The sequence below is a fragment of the Arcobacter ellisii genome (genome assembly GCF_003544915.1).
GTDB classification, from domain to species: domain Bacteria; phylum Campylobacterota; class Campylobacteria; order Campylobacterales; family Arcobacteraceae; genus Aliarcobacter; species Aliarcobacter ellisii.
Map to the genome: position 1 here is coordinate 1830468 of NZ_CP032097.1, position 18058 is coordinate 1848525.

The following is an 18058-nucleotide window of genomic DNA, read 5'->3' on the forward strand; positions in this document are numbered from 1 at the left end:
TTAATTTCCTTGATTTAAAACTTTTATTTGTAAATATTTTTTAGCTATTTTATTTACTACTTTTTCTATTGTTTGCTCATCATATTTTTCACTAAAACTCAAAGTTATAGCGTTTCTACTTGTAGTTTCATCATATCCCATAACTTGAATAACTCTTGATGGTTTCGATAATCCCAAAGAACATCCCTCTCCATTTGAGATATAAATTTCATCTAAAGCCAAAGTTCGTATAAGTTCCCTTGCTTTTATGTTTTTTAGTGCAAAATGAAGTGTATAAGGTAGAGTTTGTTTATTATCAACAAAAAAATAGACATCATCTTTTAAAATATTTTGAAGTTTTTCTTTAAATATCTCTTTTGTAGTTGTTTCAAATTTTTGATTTTCTAAAGCTTCTAAAATATTTTTTAAAGCTATTACATCTTTTGATGAAATAACTTGTTCTTCAAATAAATCATTACTAAAAAGTATCAAACTATGTGTAAAAAATCCTGTTAATTTATAAGCATCAAAATATATAACATCACTATTATTATCAAAAAAAGCACTTGCATTTGAGATTATTTTTGCAGATGTAAGTTTTTTTACTTCTTCTAAAGAAGTTTTCACAAAAGTATCCATAACATAAGAAGATAAAAATAAAAAATCTATATTTTGATTTTCTAATTTTGAGATATTTACATTTCCATCTTTTAATAAATCAAGATAAACTATTTCAAATCCTAAACTCTCAAAAAGATTTGCTGCATCAATTAAACTTTGAGTTTCTCCAAGGCTAATAGCAATTTTTCCTTTTTTATTAAGTTCAAGTAAAAGACCTAAAAATCCATTTTTACAAAAAGAAAAATAGTTAATATTTTCAAAAGAATATTTAGATAAAAACTCTTTTTCAAGCTCTAAATATTTTTGATTATCACTTAGAATATTTAATGATAATTCAGAGTTAATATGCAAATTTTGCATATTATTATATTGTAAGAAATTAAGTTTATACATCAATATTTTCCTTTGTTTTTATTAACTCTTTGTCTAAAAAAAGCTCTTTAAATCTCTGTTTTGAATAATTTTTTATATCTTCATCAAGAGTTTTATATAGATTCATCAACTCTTTTGCTTTAGAAGTGAGTTTTGTTCCACTATCCTCACCTCTTCCTTTTTTTGTAATTACCAAATCATCTTCTATATACTCTTCAAGTATTTTTATATGACTCCATGCTTTTTTATAGTTCATTCCAACTTTTTTTGCGGCTTCACTAATAGAACCTGTTTCTTCGATTTGTCTTAAGATTTCAGTCTTTCCACTTCCAAAGATGAGATTTTTATTCTCATCTTCAATCCAAACTTTAACTTTTATTTCCATCTTTATGACCTTTTTTTTCTCTAAAACACCCTAGTTGACAATGAATAACTTCAATATCTGAATTTTTCACAGTTGAGCCTACTGTTTTTAAAGATGAATTTTGGGCTTCATCCCATAAAACTTTGCACTCTAGGGTTTTATGTCCCATATAATTTTGTTTTAATCTATTATAAACTTCTATATTTGGGTCTTGAAATTTTAATTTCCCAAAAACACCTAATTCACAATTTGTAATTTTGATACCCATACTTTTAGTAATTGAACTCATCTCTTTGGGATGTTTTCCAATAAGTCTTGCTACTTTAAAAGCCTTTAAACAAGAGAGTTTCCCCTCTTCATCTAAATTTGTAAGTAATAACTCTTTTTGAATAGAATCTAACTCTATTTTAAAATCATCATCAATACTAGACATCTATTCTTCCACTATGTGTATAAAGATTCATTTTTTTACCTCGTGCAAAACCTATTAGAGTTATTCCATGTTTATGTGCTGTTTGAACACCCAAATATGTTGGTGCAGTTCTTGATACAACAAGTGGGATTCTGTGCATAACTGCTTTTGTAACCATTTCTGAACTTAATCTTCCACTTACAAATAAAACAGATTTTGTTGTATCTAATCCTTGAAGTTTACATTTTCCAATTGCTTTATCAATTGCATTATGTCTTCCAATATCCTCAGCCGTTACAGTTGTTCCATCAAGTAAATAAATCATTGCTTTATGAACACAACCTGTTAAATTATAAAGTTCGCTTTCTTGATAAAATTTCTTAACTTCTGTATAAATAGTTTCTGGTTTTATTTTAAAAGAAGTTTGATTAAATGGGATTTCTAAACTTCCTTCAATATTTCCAGTAACTCCGCCACCACAACCACTTACTAAAGTTTTTTCTTTATATAAATTTTGTAGTGAATTTTCATCTATTTTTGCTTTTACATCTACTCTTAATCCATCTTCGCTAATTGTAAGTTCTTCTATGTCAGCAATAGAAGAGATTACATTTTCACTCATTAAAAAACCAATAGCGTGGGCGTCTTGGTCTTTTGGAATACACATCATAGATATGGCTTTTTCTCCGTTTAAATAAAGGTTTAATCGTGACTCTTCAATTGTCACATCTTCAACCATAGTTGCTTCATTTTCTATAAGTTTGTCAATTACTACTGTTTTTAAATATTTAGCGTTGTCCATATCTTTCCTTAATATGCAAATTTTGCATATTTAAAATCTTTTTTAAATAGAAAAAGCCCTAAAGCTTCCTCTATTTTCTTAAACTCTTATCTTCTTCTAAAACATCAGGTCTTAACTGTTCTAGATATTCAATTGGTAACTTTCCAGTAATTACACCTGGAATATAACCTTTTACAGAAACGAAATATGAATATACCGTTTCAAATGTAAAAAATGAAATAATCGCACTACCCATAAAATGGATAAATAAAATAAATCTTTTTATTTGTATAGTTTGAGCATGAGTTGCTGCATCTGGAAACATATACCAAATCACAAATCCACTAAAAACTAAAAGTGAACCAAATGCCACATACATATAATAGTTTATTCTATCCATGTGTTGATATTTCCCTCTAAGGAAAATTTTATTCCAAATTTTTGCACTTGGTCGAACAAAAAACTTATGATCTTTAAAAGCAATTATTGTCATAATAAACCAAATTGGCATCCAACCTAGTCCAATTATTTCATGCGTTGCTCTCATAAGTCTTGGAATATATCCACCACCAGTCCAATTTCCAAATGTGATTGAAAATCCAGTGATAAATAGATAAATCATAATTACAATATTTAATAAAATAACTATTCTTTGAAAAAGCGAATAAACTTGCACTTTGTCATTTTCTCTAGTAATTTCTGCTTGTTTTCTTCCTTTTGCTACAATGAACATAGTTAAAAATAGAAAAAATTCAACTAAAAATACTATTGGTAGTAAATGTTGTCTCTCTTCAAATGCTCTTATAACCTCTGGCGCAATTGCATTATAATTTGGTCCAAAAAGTCCTACTTCCATTTGTTGATATTGTGTTAAACTCTCAAATGGAAGTACTTGTCCAGTAAAATTACCCTTTAACATTTGCATCAAAAACTGATATACATAATTTATATCAGCAATTGTTGCTAACCAAAAATACCAATAAGTCAAAAGGATGAATAAAAAGCCTACTATTAAGTAAGCCTTATATTCACTTAGAAAACTTTTATTTTCCATATGCTTTATCCCAACCATAAGGTGCCGATTGTGTTCCATGCCCAGAAGACATTACTCTTTGTCTGAAAATATTTGATACAGACTCAGAATCTCCAACTAATAGAGCTTTTGTTGAACACATAGCTGCACAAACTGGAACTTTACCTTCAGCAATTCTATTTTGCCCATAAAGTTCTCTTTCATGTTCACTATTTGTTTCATCAGGACCACCAGCACACATTGTACATTTATCCATAACACCTTTAGTTCCAAATGCTCCATTTTTAGGGAACTGTGGAGCTCCAAATGGACAAGCATATAAACAATATGAACAACCTATACATTTATTTTTATCATGAAGAACTATTCCATCTTCTCTGATATAAAAACAATCAACTGGACAAACTTGTTCACAAGGTGCATCAGTACAATGCATACAAGCAACAGATAAAGAAAACTCCATCCCTTGCTTACCTTCATTTACAGTTATAACTTTTCTTCTACTAATTTCTACAGGTAACTCATGTGCTTCGGCACAAGCAACTGAACAACCATCACAATGAATACATCTATTTTCATCGCAATAGAATCTCATTCTTGCAAAATCTAATTTATTATTACTCATGTTACTTCTCCTAAGCTCTTGAAATCTGACATAAACCACCTTTTGTTTCAGGGATTTGTGTAACTATGTCATAACCGTAGTTAGTAACTGTATTAGCACTCTCTCCTGTTGCATAAGGCAATGTTCCATCTGGATATTTATTGCTTAAATCAACACCTTCCATTACACCTGCAAAGTGAATTGGAATAAATACTCTATCAGGAGTTACAGAATATGAATAATGAGCTTTAACTTTAATTTTACTTCCTTGAGGTGAATGAATCCACATCATAGAGCCATCTCTAATTCCATATCTTCCTGCTAAATCAGGGTTAATATCACAGAACATTTCAGGAGTTAATTTTGCTAAATATTTACTAGCTCTATTTTCAACACCCGCACCATTCATATTTACAAGTCTTCCAGTTACTAAATTTATTGGGAAATCTTTTGCCCAATCTTGTTTAGTTTGTTCACTAATATATCTTGTATCAACTCTGAAGTGATTTGGTTTATCTGCAAAACTTGGATAATCTTTTACTAAATCTGTTCTTGGTGAATGTAATGGCTCTCTGTGTTTTGGAATTGGGTCAGCCCATTGCCAAACTTTTGCTCTTGCTTTTGCATTTCCATAAGGAGCGATTCCCGCCTCAATACATTTTTCAACAATCAAGTTAGATTTATCAACTTTCCAGTTTGCACCCATTTTTGCTTTTTCATCTTCACTTAAAGTAATTTTTAAAACAGCTTCAATGTTCTCTTTTGTAATTTCAGGATAACCACCATCTTGAACTCCACCAACTGGTGCTGAACCTTTAGGTGTTAATAATGAAACTCCCTCATGCTCTAATCCAAAGTTTTGTCTAAATCCCATACCACCGAATTTAACTGGTTTTGAAATATCATAAAGATTTGGACTTCCTGAATGTTTTGTTGTCCAACAAGGCCATGGTAAACCATAATATTCCCCTGTCATTTCACCATAACCAGCAAGTGAAATCTCATCAAACATGTGCCAATTATCAGTATGTTTTTTAAGTCTATCAGCCGTCCATCCAGTCAAACCAATAGTTTTAATAATTCTTGATATTTCATTTGTTGCATCTTCTGGCCAAATAAAATCTTTACCTTTACCCATACCAGCTGTTAATTGCTCATAAAACCCTAATCTTTTTGCCAATTCAAACATAATATCTTGGTCAGCTTTTGATTCATACATAGGTTTAATAACTTCATATCTCCATTGACCACTTCTGTTTGTTGCAGTTACTGAACCTGCTGTTTCAAACTGAGTTGCTGCTGGTAAAATATAAACATCATTTTGCTTATCAGTAATAATCGCACCCTCATTTACAAATGGGTCACAAAATACTGCTAAATCTAGTTTATCAAGTGCTTCTTTTACTTTTTTTGTTTGAGCAGTAGAAGTGATTCCATTACCCATTACAAATAAAGCTTTTAGATTTGTTCCAGCATTATGAATTACATCTTCACCTTCATTTCCACCTAAAACTCCAGCCCACCAACGAGCAAGTGTAAATCCATTTTTACCCATCCATTCAGGTGATTTAAATCTTGTTTTTAACCATTCAAAATCAACTCCCCAAGAAGAAGCAAAATATTTCCATGAACCTTCAGCTAAACCATAATATCCAGGAAGCGAATCTGATAAACAACCAAAGTCTGTTGCACCTTGAACATTATCATGACCTCTTAAAATATTAGTTCCACCACCTGCAACTCCCATGTTTCCAAGAGCAAGTTGTAAAATTGGAGCTAATCTTGTATTAGAAGTTCCCACTGTATGTTGAGTTAAACCCATAGCCCATACTAAAGTTCCTGGTTTTGCTGAAGCATATAATTTAGTAATTTGAACTATTAAATCAGCTTTAACACCTGTTACATCAGCAACTCTTTCAATTGGCCAATTTTTAGCTTCAGCCATTATCTCTTCCATTCCATAAACTCTATTATTAATAAAGTCTTGGTCATGCCAACCATTTTCAAAAATGATATTTAACATTCCATACATAAATGCAATGTCAGTACCTGGTCTAATTTGTGCGTATAAATCTGCTTTTGCAGCAGTTTTTGTGAATCTTGGATCTATAACAATAATTTTTGCATTATTTCTTTCTTTTGCTTTCAAGAAATGTTGAAAACCAACTGGATGATTTACCGCTGGATTTGCTCCAAAAATTATAATTGCTTTAGAGTTTTGAATATCTCCTAAAGAATTTGTCATAGCACCATAACCCCATGTATTTGCCACACCGGCAACTGTTGAGCTATGTCAAATTCTAGCTTGATGATCTATGTTATTTGTTCCAAACATAGCAGCAAATTTTCTGTAATAATATGCTTGCTCATTATTGAATTTTGCTGACCCTAAAAACATTACTGAATCAGGTCCATCTTTTTGTCTTAAATTTTCAAGTTTTGAAGCAATCCCATCTAAAGCTTCATCCCATGAAATTCTTTGCCATTTTCCATCTTTTTTCACCATTGGGTGTTTAACTCTTACCTCTGATCTAACCATATCAATCATATCGGCACCTTTACAACAATGTCCCCCAAGTGATACAGGATGATCTTGAGCAACTTCTTGTCTTACCCACACACCATTTTGAACCTCAGCAATAACACCACAACCAACTGAACATGCTGTACAAATAGTTTTAACCATTTTTGAACCAGGAAAAGGATTTTTAATCTCTTCTTCTGTCGCTGCTCTAGTTGCTGGTGTACTTGCAAAAGACGATGTAACTCCAAATGCCGTTGCAACAGCAGCCATTTTCATAAATGACCGTCGTCCTACTTTTGCATTCAAAGCTTCATATGTATTTGCTGACATATACTTCTCCTACTTAATTTATTTTGCGTTTTTGTAAAATTCTTCCCAAGCCGCAGTTTTTTTATAAAGAATCTCTTTTTTTCGAGACTTCCCAACAACAACACCATTATTGCTATCATCTTGAACAGATGATTTACCAGTAGCAGCCAATACAGTAGTACCTGTAGCTACAGCACCAGCAGTTATAATCGCGGCTTTTTTTGCGAAATTTCTTCTGCTTTCTTGCACGACTGACCTCCTTATAGAAATTAAGCCCCCTAAATTTAAGAGACTTTATAAAAAAAGCCTAACTTTTTTTATAAAATCCCTAAAAAGGAAAACCTTTTTAGTTTTTCGGTCCTAAAGCTTTTAAAGCTCTATTTCTTTCTCTTCTTTGTCTCTCTTCATCTGAAATATCTCCCCAATTATCACCTTGCTTTTTGATAATTCTCTCTTTTTTAAGTGGTTTTGAAACTTCAAGATATAATCTTTCAAACTCAACAAATGAATGTAAAACAACCATTAATTCTTTATAAATATTTGATTTATCATGTTCATAAATATCTTTTGCAAACTCATCAATAAACTCATTTAAAATCTGTGCAAAAATACAATGAACTGTATTTCCATACTCTTTTTGTCCATTTGCTAATATATCAGATAATTCAGCCATCAATGAAAAGATAAATCCAACTGAATCTTCATATTCATAATAGTTTTTTTCATCTCGTCTAAGTTTTGTTTTTGAAATAAACTCTATCATTTCAACTCTTTTTTTACCTGATTCAACACCTTCATCATAAAAAGAGGCTGTTTGTCTAATTTTTTCATTTAATGGATTATGGAATAAATCATCAAATTCTTGAAGTAAAGCAACATTTGAAGAAGAATCTAAAAGTTTTGAAATATTAGTTAAGGCTTCTGCTGAACTCTCGTCCAAAGGATTTTCTTTTAAAATATTTAACAATTTAATTAATTCAAAATAGTTTTCACTTTTTGGACTAACCACAAAAAAGTTTGCAAAAAAATTGTAATATAAAGCTCTAGCTTTGTTAATTATTTGATTATCTTGCACTATTTAATCCTTGTTTTTTTTGTCAAAATAATTTTGCATCATAATTTTTGGTTTACAATCAGCACAGCAATATAAACTTCTCTCTTTTACTGAGTCACTTGAAAAAATTGGTGCCATTATTGAAGCTATTTTTTGTATTGATTTTGCTGTTGCAAACTCTTTTCCACACTCAACACAAGCAAAAAGTTTATCTTGAGCTAGAATATTTTCTTTAAACCAGTTTGGTTCAAGTTCAATCACATCTCTTTTGATTGTTAAACAATCTTTTTCAGGACATGAAATTTCACAATAACCACATGAAGTACAAATACTTGGATTTAATCTTAAAGTATTATCTTTTGCATCGGCAATTAATGCCCCAACATTACAAGCTCCAACACAAACTAAACATAAAGTACAAGAATCTTGATTAACTTTTACTTTTCCATAATGAATATGTTCTCCTGTGATTACCTCTCCTAAATTATCATTACCTACTATTTTTTGAAGTCTATGAGAAAATACTTCTCTTTTTTTTAGAGTTTCTTGATTGAAATTAAAATATGTATTTTCTACAAAAGATACCTCTTTTGTAGCTTTTTCTAACTCTTCTTTATTCATTGCTACTAAAATGGCATTTTTTTGGTATTTTTTTTGATAAATATCATTTACAATTCTAATAGCATCATTTGTACCTTTTGATAAAAAATCACTATAAAAAACCACTTGAGAACCTGACATTTGAAGAAGTGTTAAAAAAGCTGTTTCATCTAAAAATTTTTCACCCTCTATTGCAAAAGGTAAAATATTTTCTTTTAAAGAAACCTCTAAATCTTGTATATTCATTTTAGAAGGGATTATTAAAGGATGAGTATCTTTATAAAATTTACTCATTTCAAAAAGTGCTTCTTTATTTGATGGTGCATAATCAAGGGCACCACTTGGACAAACAGAAATACAACCACCACAACCATGACAATCTATTTGAGAAAAAGTTAATGTTTTTGTTTTATCATCTTTTGTTATCGCAACAGTTGGACAAACCTCTTCACATTTAGAACAAACAACTTCTCGTCTTCCATCATATTGACAAATTGTTTTATCATAAGTTGTAAATTTTTTATATGAATAGGAATTAATATTTGCTTTTAAAGTTTCAATAATTTCATCAATATTTGATGAATTTATATCAAAAGTCCCACTTTGTTTTAATCCCTCTTCTTTTGCACCAAACCAAACTATTTGAGAAACATTTAAAACTATATCTTTACCTTTATCATCCACAGTTACTTTAAGATTTCCTATGTGACCTTCTATTTTTTTTAAAATAGTTTCATTTATAGTGTAAAGTTCAAAATCATCTGCATTTATTTTTAAAATGAAATTATTAGACTCTTCTTTTGTATTTGTAATTAATAAAAGTTCTTTTGAAATTTTTTGTGAATATGAAATATCTTGTGCTGAATCATATTTTGTAACAGCTATTTCATAAAGTTTTGAAACATTTTTGATTTTGTTTGAAAGAATATCTTGTGAATTTTTAATATAAAAATCTATCTCTTTTGCAGTTAATTCACTTGCTATTTCATCTGTATTTGAAATAATAAAATTTTTATCTTTTGCATCTTCAATATTTGTTGTAACAAATATCTCTTCACTAACGGGGAACTCAAGTCCTTCTGGACTATAATATATAAAATCTTGCATAAACTATGCCCTTTTTAATAAACATTTGAATTTACTTAATTCTATATATTTAGAAGTTAAATAAACCTTAAAAGTTAAAATATTTTTTACCATTTTATTCTTTCTTACTTTTTTATTCAAATTTTTTTATCTTTTTTTTGTATACTTCAAAATGCTAAAAAGAATACCTATTTTTTTATTTTTGATTATTATTTTTTATGTTTATATTAAAGATGAAGTATTTAATAATAAAATAATACTTATTGGTTCATCTATTCCAAGTAGTGGAATAATCAAATCTTGGGGAAATGCTGTAACAAGTGGAGCAAATAGTTATTTTAATTATGCCAATGAAAAAAATCTAATCAAAAATAAAAAAATAGAGTTTTTAACTTATGATGATAAATATGAACCTGAACTTACAATTGAAAATATAAACAAACTAATTTTTGAAGATAAAGTCTTTACTCTTTTTGGTCTTGTTGGAACACCAACAGTTAAAAGAGTTCTTCCTATTTTATATGATGAGAATATTCCTCTATTTTCTGCTTTTACAGGAGCTTCATTTTTAAGGGATAATTACAACGAAAATTTTATAAATTTTAGAGCCTCTTATGACCAAGAGATAGAATCTTTGATGAATTATATTATTTACAAAAAAAATCTAAAAAAAATCGCTGTTTTTTATCAAAATGATGATTATGGAGAAGAAGGTTATATCTCTGTTTTAGATGCACTAAAAAGAAAAAATCTAAACTTAGTAGCAGAAGGTTCATATAAAAGAAATACTTTATCAATAACTCATGCTTTAAATGAGATAAAAAATGCTAAACCAGAAGTTATTTTTATGGTTGGAGCATATAAAACAAACTCTTTATTTATAAAAAAAGCAAAAGAGAATGAAAATCTAAAAGATGTAATTTTTTGTAATATCTCATTTGGAGATGCAAACTCAATGATAAATGAGCTAAAAAGATTAAATACAAATACAAACAATCTTATTTTTTCTCAAGTTGTTCCAAATTATATGGATAATTCAATTCCATCAGTTGTCGAATATCAAACTTTGATGAAAAAATATTATCCACAAGAGGAGTTAGGATTTTTATCTTTAGAGACATTTTTAAGTGCAAAAGTTTTAGTAAATGCAATTTCAAGAATAAAAGGTGAAATTACAAGAGAAAAATTTATTTATATGATTAAAACAACTCCTAAAAACCTTTTAGATGGGATTCCTCTTGAGTTTAAAAACACTCAATTATTAAATAAAATTTACCTTTTTGAATACAAAAATGATAAATTTGAAGAAATTTCAAATGAAAAATAAATTTAATAAACTTCTTAACTATTTTGATAATCTAAATTTTAAATATAAAACAGCTTTTCTAATTTTTATTATTGCTGGAGGAATGATTTGTATTATTATTCTTTCTCAAATTTCTATTTTTACTATAAAAAACGATTTTGATATTTTATTTGATAAAAGAACAAAAAGTTTGATGGAACTTGAAAATATAAAAGATACCTATGCTGTAAATATTCAAGAGACTTTAAATGATATAGAAAAAAAACAGATTTCATATGAACAAGCAAATGAAGTATTAAAATTAGGTCTTGAAATCATAAATAAAAATTGGGATTTATATCAAAATCAAATAAAGGTTGAAAATAAAGAGTTACTTACAACTTTTATCAAATTATTCATAATAAAAGAGGAAAATTATTATGAAAACAACACTTTAAAATCTTCTATTTTGAAAAATATAGATAAAAAAATGCAAATTATCAAAGAACTAATTACAAAAATAAATCTTGAAAAAAATGATGAGTTTTATTCAAATTTAGATTTAGAAATAAATGCTTTATCTATTTATCTAACAAGTTTGATTAACTATGATTTATCTTTAGCAATAAATGAAAAAAGAAATACAGATAAAATATTTAACATAATTTTGATTTTTTCAATTATCTCTATTTTTATAGTTTTTTTATTTTCTATTATTTTGTCTTTTTACATAATCAATCACTTTAAACATCTTCACAACTCTTTGGAAGAGAAAGTAAAAGAAAAAACAAAAGAGTTACAAGAGTTAAATAACTATCTTGAAATAAAGATTTCTAAAGAGGTAGCACAAAATAGAAAAAAAGATATTATCATGTTCCAACAAGCAAGATTTGCTTCTTTAGGTGAAATGTTAAATAACATAGCTCATCAATGGCGTCAACCTTTGGGTTCTATTACTATGATTATTCAAAGTTTTCAAACAAAAATGTCTTTAGGAAAATTAACTCCTTCGTTTGTTGAAGAAAAAGTAAATGATGCTTTACTATTAGCTTCTAATATGTCAAATACTTTAGATGATTTTAGAAATTTTTTCTCACCAAATAAAATAAAAAGTGAATTTAGTATTAAAAATTGTATAGAACACTCAATAGAATTATCAAAATATTTTTTAAATCAAGAAGGAATAAAAGTAGAGTTAAAAGTACGAAAAGATGTAAAAATAAATAGTTATTACAATGAATTATCACATGTTTTTTTGAATATTATCTCAAATTCAAAAGATGCTTTATCTTCTAATGTTGACAAAAATGATAGAATTATCAAAATTATTGTAAATAAGTTTAAAAATAGTCTTGTAGTCAATATTGTTGATAATGGTGGAGGAATACCAAAAGAGGTTCTACCAAAAATTTTTGAGCCATATTACACAACAAAATATAAAAGTGCAGGAACTGGAATCGGACTTTATATGTCAAAACAAATTATTGAAAAACATATGAATGGGGAAATTTTTTGCAAAAATATTTTACATAAAATAAAAGATGATAAAGTTTTTAACTGCTCACTATTTACAATAAAAATACCAATAAATGAAATTAGTGAGAAAAAGAATGATAAATAAAGATTTGAATATTTTACACAACTTCAATGTTTTATATCTTGAAGATGATGAGAGTTTATTAAAACATACAAGTGATGTATTAGAAGATTTTGTAAATAATATTTATGCTGTAAAAACTTCTAAAGAGGCTCTTGATGTATTATTAAATAAAAAAGTTGATGTAATTATTTCTGATATTTTACTAAAAGATGAAAATGGAATAGACTTTTTAAAGCACATTAAAAACAAAAATATCAATATTCCAACTATTCTTACGACAGCCCACACAGATACAAACTATCTACTTGAAGCTATAAAATTAAAAGTTGAAAACTATATTGTAAAACCTATAAATTTAAAAGAGTTATTAAATACTTTACATGAAGTATTACTTCCAATTATTCAAGAGAAAGAGATAAGAAAAAACAACAATGTTATAAAAACAATCTCTGCTATTACTGATAGTAAACAAGTTGAAATTGTAAAATTTATAATTAATAGTTTAGATAATGAAAATTTATTTGTTGCTTCTTACACAGATATTATGGAAAAGTTTTCCATTTCAAAACCGACACTAATCAAACTATTTAAAGATTTAGCAGAAAAAAACATCTTAGTAAAAGTTCAACATAAAACATATAGATTTAACGAAAGTGCTTTAGAAAATATTTAAAGGATAATTATGCTTTTTCCAAAAGAGTTTAAAAATGAAAAAATTTTAGTTGAAGAAAAGATTTTTATAAATGTAACTCATGGAGGAAAAGGCAAACCTTTATTACTAATACACGGTTATCCTCAAACACACATTATGTGGCATAAAGTTGTAGAAAAATTATCAAAAGAGTATTATATTATTTGTCCTGATTTAAGAGGTTATGGAGATAGTTCAAAACCTAAAGGTGATGAAAAACACCTAATTTACTCAAAAAAATCTATGGCAAAAGATATGATAACTCTTATGCAAAAATTAGGCTTTGATAAATTTTTTGTAGCAGGTCACGATAGAGGTGCAAGGGTAACTCATAGGATGTGTTTAGATTATCCAAACAATATTTTAAAAGCTTGTGTTATGGATATTACGCCAACTTATCACATGTTTAAAAATACCAACCAAGCTTTTGCAACTGGTTATTATCATTGGTTTTTTTTAATACAACCTGATTTTTTACCTGAAACAATGATTGGCAATAATCCAAGATACTATTTAGAAGAGAAACTAAAAAGATGGAGTGCAAAAGGTTCTGTTTTTGATAAAAAAGCAATTGATGAATATGTAAGATGTTTTGATAAAGACTCTATTCATGCAACTTGTGAAGATTATAGAGCTGGTGCATCTATAGATATGAGTGATGATGAAAAAGATAGAAATAGAAAAATATCTACTCCATTACTTGTACTTTGGGGAGAAAAAGGTTTTGTAAATAGAACTTATGATGTTTTAAATGTTTGGAAAGAGTATGCTTTAGATGTAGGTGGAGAAGCTTTAGATTGTGGGCATTTTTTACCCGAAGAAAAACCAAAAGAAGTAAGCCAAAAACTAAAAGAGTTTTTTAATTAGAACTCTGTTTAGTTGAGATTTCAACACCCTCGTAAGAAGTAGTTTTTATGGCTTTTAAAATATCTTCGATTTTTACTTTTTCATCATAAATAACAGTAACTTCTTTTGTATTAAGTCTTGCACTTACTTTTTCAATCCCATTTAGTTCATTTATAGCCTTTTTAACAGCTGTTGTACAAAGTGGACAATGCATTCCTTCTACTTTAAAAACTGAAGTTTTTGAAGCAAAACTAGAGCAAAGCAACATAAAAAATAAAACTAATATTTTCATAATCTAATCCATAAAAAGTGGTATAAATTCAGGATAAAAAAGCAAACTTATAAGCAATACAAAAAATATTGAAAAAAATCCATACTGTTTATAAATCTCTCTTTTTTGGCATTTACAAGAGATTTTTTTTCTAAAATTTTTAAATGCAAATAAAAAAAATCCTATTGCTAAAATAGCAAGGGGAATTCTTGAATATTCTAAAGTTGTAAAATAACTTAGAACTCCACTTGACACTCCAAAAAATAAAAACAAAAACGCTGGCAAACAGCATATTGTTGATAAAAGAGCAGTTATAACTGCTCCTATTATTGGTAAACTATTTTTGCTCATAAAACTTCTTGAGAAGTATATGTGTAAGCGAATTTTTTTGCATCATAATAATCTAACGCATCTTCACCAACTTCAGCATAAGGATAACCTAACATATTTAAAGGATATTGTGTTGGTTTTGGAGTCAAAATAAAATCTCTTGCACTATTAAATGCAACCCAATTCATCTCCCAAGAACCAAAGAAATATTTTTTAACATCTTTGATTTTTTTATCTTCATTTGTTAATTTTTCTGCAAGTCTTACTTTTGTAACATCAGCAGGATCTGCTGGAACCCAACCTAATCCATCTACATAAAATTCAGCTCTACAATGTTGTCCACCAGTTACATTTGCAAACCCTTTATCATCTGCTTTTCCACAAGCATTTGAGATTTTTGATTGCCCTGCTCTAAGTCCAAAGATTTCTCTTGCTGGAATTCCTGCATTTCTTAATAAACAAACAAAAACAGAACTAATGTCTGTACATTTTCCACCATAAATTTTTTCTTCAATTGATTTTTTAGCATCACCAATTCCACAACCTTTTACATTTTCATCTCTGTACATTGTTGTAACTGTCCAATCATAAATAGCTTGTGCTTTTTCTAGTGGAGTTTTAGCCTCTTTTGTAATTTCATTTGCATATTTTGTTAAACCAGATGTTACAGGAACATGTTCTGTTCCTTTTAAAAAGATTTTTATATCTTCAGGATAATTTGTATTTGATGTTGCATTTTTAAAATTTGTAGTTCTTTCTTGCATAATTACATCAAAAGATACTTCAAGTTCTCTTTTTTTATCACCTTTGTCCCATTTTACATATAAAACTCTTGTATCATAATCATTTTTTACAACTTTTGCTTCATCAAAAGTTCCTTTATAAGAAAAATCAACAACCTTATGGTAACTCTCATCTTTTGGTAAAGGTATCCAAAGTTGTGTGATATCTGAACTATCTATTACATAACTATTTTTTAATGAGAATTTTCTTGGTTTACTTGTAATTCCAAATGGATTTGTCTCTTCTTGTGCAAATGCAATATTTGGAGATAAAATCACAGCACCTGATAATGCAGCTGTTGTTTTTAAAAATGTTCTTCTTTTCATGATAGAATAACCTCTAATAGTTTTTTGTTCTATTAAGAGATAAAGTGAGGGAAAAGCTCTCTTTATGTCAAACCATAACCTATGGTCTTGAACTAAATTTTGCCTAATTTTAATATATAAATTATAAACCACCACTTAAATAGTAAAAAAAAATTTACTTATTTTTAACTAATTTTTTAAAGATTGTTATGTATAATACCTACTTAAATTTTGCAAATATGCAAGGATAAATTTTTATGAACAATGAATATAAACTAACAAAATTCGTTCAAGCTGCTGGTTGAGCTGCAAAGATGGGTCCGGGGGACCTCAAACAAACAATTTGCCACTTAACACCAGATGATGAAAGAATTTTAGTAGGATTTGATACAAGTGAAGATGCTAGTGTTTATCAAATAAATGAAAACCAAGCTATTGTTCAAACACTTGATTTTATTACTCCAGTTGTAGATGACCCATATATTTATGGGCAAATAGCTGCTGCAAATGCACTTAGTGATGTATTTGCTATGGGAGCTGATGTTAAAACAGCCATGAATATAGTAGGTTTTGATAAAAAAAATATATCAAAAGAGGCTTTAGGTCTTATATTAAATGGTGGAAATGAAAAAATCAAAGAGTGTGGAGGAGTTCTTTTAGGTGGTCATACTATTGAATCACCTGAGATGTATTATGGATTATCAGTAACTGGAATGATAGAACCAAATAAGGTAATAAGAAATAATACTCCAAAAATTGGGCATGTTTTAGTTTTAACAAAACCTCTTGGAATGGGTATTTTAACAACAGCCATAAAAAGGGATTTGATTGATATTAACCTAATAAAAGAGTGCGCAAAAATAATGTCAAGTTTAAACTACTTGCCATCAAAAATTATGAGAAAATATGAAGTAAGTTCTTGTACAGACATTACAGGTTTTGGGCTTATGGGACATGCTTTAGAGTGTACAAATGAAATGGTTACTTTTAGTATCTCTTGTAATAATGTTCCAGTGGTGATTGAAGCAATTGAATTAGCAAATCAAGATGTAATTCCTGGTGGAACAAAAAGAAATATGAAATATACAGAAGATAAAATCACATATTTAAACAATCTTCCAAACCATTGTAAGGCAATTTTATGTGATGCACAAACTTCAGGTGGTTTATTAATAGCTATGAAAGAAGATGACGCTAAAGAGTATATTAAAGAGCTTGAAGAGTTAAGTTTTGGATATGCAACTATTATAGGTCATGTAATCCCAAGGGGAATAACACCGATAATTGTTCATTAAATAAAAAAGAGTAAAAACTCTTTTTTATTTACAAAGTTCTGGATTTTCTTCGCAGATTGTTTGAAGATTTTCTTTTGCTTCTGCGTGTCCTTGAGAAGCTGCTTGTTTATAATATTTTATAGCTTTTTCAAAATCTTGTTCAACTCCAATTGCATTTTGATACATAGTTCCAAGATTAAATTGTGCTTCTGCATAACCTTTTTTTGCAGCTGATTCAAAAAGTTTTAAAGCCTCTTGATAAGATTGTTCAACTTCAGACCCAGTTGCATACATATTTCCTAAATCATTTTGAGCTTTAACATCACCTTTTAAAGCTTTTTCTTCTGTTATTTCAAAAGTTGATTTAATTTCATTATTTTGTGTTTGTTCAGTTTTTTCAACCTGAGTTTTTTCAATAGGTGTTTCGCCATTAGATTTATCTAAATATACAGCACAACCTACAATAATTGCCAAGATTGCAACACCTAAAACTACTTTTTTCATTATTTCCCTCTTTTTATACAAAGATAATTTTTAGTTTTTATTTTTGTAATAATACCATTTATTTAAAAAATTCTATTTATTTAAAGCATATATATAAGTTTCTATCTCTTCACCTGTTAAAAGTTTTGCTTTTGTTAAAACTCTTTTATACTCTTTCCCTTCAAAGTTATCTAAAAAATCCCATTTGTTGTTTAATTGAGTTGATGAAAAAACTAAACCTTGAATATTATTTCCTTTATCATCTAAAACAATTCCAGGATAGCCCATGTCAGAACCCCAACCTTCTTTATATAGATTACCTTTTACAGTTGAGTATTCCCAAGTGCCTTCTAATTCTTTTAAAATATGCTCATTTGGTTTATTTGGTGCCAAAGTTCCATATACAAATAATCTTTCCATAAAATAAATTCCTTCTAATATTTATCAATAA

Annotated in this window: 20 protein-coding genes; 5 read left to right on the top strand and 15 right to left on the bottom strand. The window is 28.3% G+C overall.

Going from position 1 to position 18058, the window contains the following annotated elements:
• From AELL_RS09330 to AELL_RS09375, 10 genes are all read right to left on the bottom strand, one after another.
• Positions 1 to 993 (bottom strand): cysteine desulfurase, encoded by a 993-nt coding sequence (locus AELL_RS09330; protein WP_118917704.1) that lies wholly within the window; start codon positions 991 to 993, stop codon positions 1 to 3.
• The gene (locus AELL_RS09335; protein ID WP_118917705.1) at positions 986 to 1357 is read right to left on the bottom strand and encodes a winged helix-turn-helix domain-containing protein; all 372 of its coding nucleotides are present in this window, start codon (positions 1355 to 1357) and stop codon (positions 986 to 988) included. The genes AELL_RS09330 and AELL_RS09335 overlap by 8 nt, the downstream gene beginning before the upstream one ends.
• The gene (locus AELL_RS09340; RefSeq protein WP_118917706.1) at positions 1341 to 1769 is read right to left on the bottom strand and encodes a ModE family transcriptional regulator; all 429 of its coding nucleotides are present in this window, start codon (positions 1767 to 1769) and stop codon (positions 1341 to 1343) included. The genes AELL_RS09335 and AELL_RS09340 overlap by 17 nt, the downstream gene beginning before the upstream one ends.
• Complete coding sequence (fdhD, locus tag AELL_RS09345) at positions 1762 to 2550, bottom strand: formate dehydrogenase accessory sulfurtransferase FdhD (RefSeq protein ID WP_118917707.1); 789 nt, start codon at positions 2548 to 2550, stop codon at positions 1762 to 1764. The genes AELL_RS09340 and fdhD overlap by 8 nt, the downstream gene beginning before the upstream one ends.
• Positions 2551 to 2620: 70 nt before the next feature.
• On the bottom strand, positions 2621 to 3517 hold the full coding sequence (locus tag AELL_RS09350) for a cytochrome b/b6 domain-containing protein (protein ID WP_226805977.1): 897 nt from the start codon (positions 3515 to 3517) through the stop codon (positions 2621 to 2623).
• A 55-nt stretch (positions 3518 to 3572) separates the two neighbouring features.
• Positions 3573 to 4187, bottom strand: a complete 615-nt coding sequence (gene fdh3B / locus AELL_RS09355; RefSeq protein ID WP_118917708.1) for a formate dehydrogenase FDH3 subunit beta — start codon at positions 4185 to 4187, stop codon at positions 3573 to 3575.
• 10 nt (positions 4188 to 4197) lie between these two features.
• On the bottom strand, positions 4198 to 7020 hold the full coding sequence (locus AELL_RS09360; RefSeq protein ID WP_118917709.1) for a formate dehydrogenase subunit alpha: 2823 nt from the start codon (positions 7018 to 7020) through the stop codon (positions 4198 to 4200).
• 18 nt (positions 7021 to 7038) lie between these two features.
• Positions 7039 to 7248 carry a Tat pathway signal protein gene (locus tag AELL_RS09365; RefSeq protein ID WP_118917710.1) on the bottom strand — a complete coding sequence of 70 codons (210 nt, stop codon included), beginning with the start codon at positions 7246 to 7248 and terminating at the stop codon, positions 7039 to 7041.
• A gap of 97 nt (positions 7249 to 7345) precedes the next feature.
• Positions 7346 to 8074: a TorD/DmsD family molecular chaperone gene (locus AELL_RS09370; RefSeq protein ID WP_118917711.1), complete on the bottom strand. Its 729-nt coding sequence runs from the start codon at positions 8072 to 8074 to the stop codon at positions 7346 to 7348.
• Positions 8075 to 8077: 3 nt separating this feature from the next.
• Positions 8078 to 9760, bottom strand: a complete 1683-nt coding sequence (locus AELL_RS09375) for a 4Fe-4S binding protein (protein WP_118917712.1) — start codon at positions 9758 to 9760, stop codon at positions 8078 to 8080.
• Positions 9761 to 9911: 151 nt separating this feature from the next.
• Here AELL_RS09375 and AELL_RS09380 point away from each other — a divergent pair, with 151 nt between their 5' ends.
• From AELL_RS09380 to AELL_RS09395, 4 genes are read left to right on the top strand one after another with little or no spacing between them, the layout of a single operon-like run.
• A complete protein-coding gene (locus AELL_RS09380) occupies positions 9912 to 11066 on the top strand; it encodes an ABC transporter substrate-binding protein (protein WP_118917713.1) in 1155 nt (384 codons plus the stop codon).
• Entirely contained in the window at positions 11056 to 12645 is a 1590-nt protein-coding gene (locus AELL_RS09385; protein ID WP_118917714.1) for a sensor histidine kinase, read from the top strand. Before AELL_RS09380 ends, AELL_RS09385 begins: the two co-directional genes overlap by 11 nt.
• On the top strand, positions 12635 to 13297 hold the full coding sequence (locus tag AELL_RS09390; protein ID WP_118918647.1) for a response regulator: 663 nt from the start codon (positions 12635 to 12637) through the stop codon (positions 13295 to 13297). The genes AELL_RS09385 and AELL_RS09390 overlap by 11 nt, the downstream gene beginning before the upstream one ends.
• Before the next feature lie 9 nt (positions 13298 to 13306).
• The gene (locus AELL_RS09395; protein ID WP_118917715.1) at positions 13307 to 14182 is read left to right on the top strand and encodes an alpha/beta fold hydrolase; all 876 of its coding nucleotides are present in this window, start codon (positions 13307 to 13309) and stop codon (positions 14180 to 14182) included.
• Here the strand turns inward: AELL_RS09395 and AELL_RS09400 are convergent.
• The 3 genes from AELL_RS09400 to AELL_RS09410 are packed head-to-tail and all read right to left on the bottom strand — an operon-like array spanning position 14175 to position 15871.
• Positions 14175 to 14453 carry a heavy-metal-associated domain-containing protein gene (locus AELL_RS09400; protein WP_118917716.1) on the bottom strand — a complete coding sequence of 93 codons (279 nt, stop codon included), beginning with the start codon at positions 14451 to 14453 and terminating at the stop codon, positions 14175 to 14177. The two genes, AELL_RS09395 and AELL_RS09400, sit on opposite strands and share 8 nt — an antisense overlap.
• A 3-nt stretch (positions 14454 to 14456) precedes the next feature.
• Positions 14457 to 14783, bottom strand: coding sequence for a transporter (locus tag AELL_RS09405; RefSeq protein ID WP_118917717.1), 327 nt, complete (start codon positions 14781 to 14783; stop codon positions 14457 to 14459).
• Positions 14780 to 15871: a transglutaminase-like domain-containing protein gene (locus AELL_RS09410; RefSeq protein WP_118917718.1), complete on the bottom strand. Its 1092-nt coding sequence runs from the start codon at positions 15869 to 15871 to the stop codon at positions 14780 to 14782. The genes AELL_RS09405 and AELL_RS09410 overlap by 4 nt, the downstream gene beginning before the upstream one ends.
• 236 nt (positions 15872 to 16107) lie before the next feature.
• On the opposite strand from AELL_RS09410, the gene selD reads away from it, so the two are divergent.
• Positions 16108 to 17145 (top strand): selenide, water dikinase SelD, encoded by a 1038-nt coding sequence (selD, locus tag AELL_RS09415; RefSeq protein WP_206731998.1) that lies wholly within the window; start codon positions 16108 to 16110, stop codon positions 17143 to 17145.
• 24 nt (positions 17146 to 17169) lie between these two features.
• On the opposite strand, the gene AELL_RS09420 is transcribed toward selD, so the two are convergent.
• Together AELL_RS09420 and AELL_RS09425 are read right to left on the bottom strand one after the other, a co-directional pair.
• Positions 17170 to 17628 carry a tetratricopeptide repeat protein gene (locus AELL_RS09420; RefSeq protein ID WP_118917720.1) on the bottom strand — a complete coding sequence of 153 codons (459 nt, stop codon included), beginning with the start codon at positions 17626 to 17628 and terminating at the stop codon, positions 17170 to 17172.
• 72 nt (positions 17629 to 17700) lie between these two features.
• Positions 17701 to 18027: a gamma-glutamylcyclotransferase family protein gene (locus AELL_RS09425; protein ID WP_118917721.1), complete on the bottom strand. Its 327-nt coding sequence runs from the start codon at positions 18025 to 18027 to the stop codon at positions 17701 to 17703.
• Between the last annotated feature and the right edge of the window lie 31 nt (positions 18028 to 18058).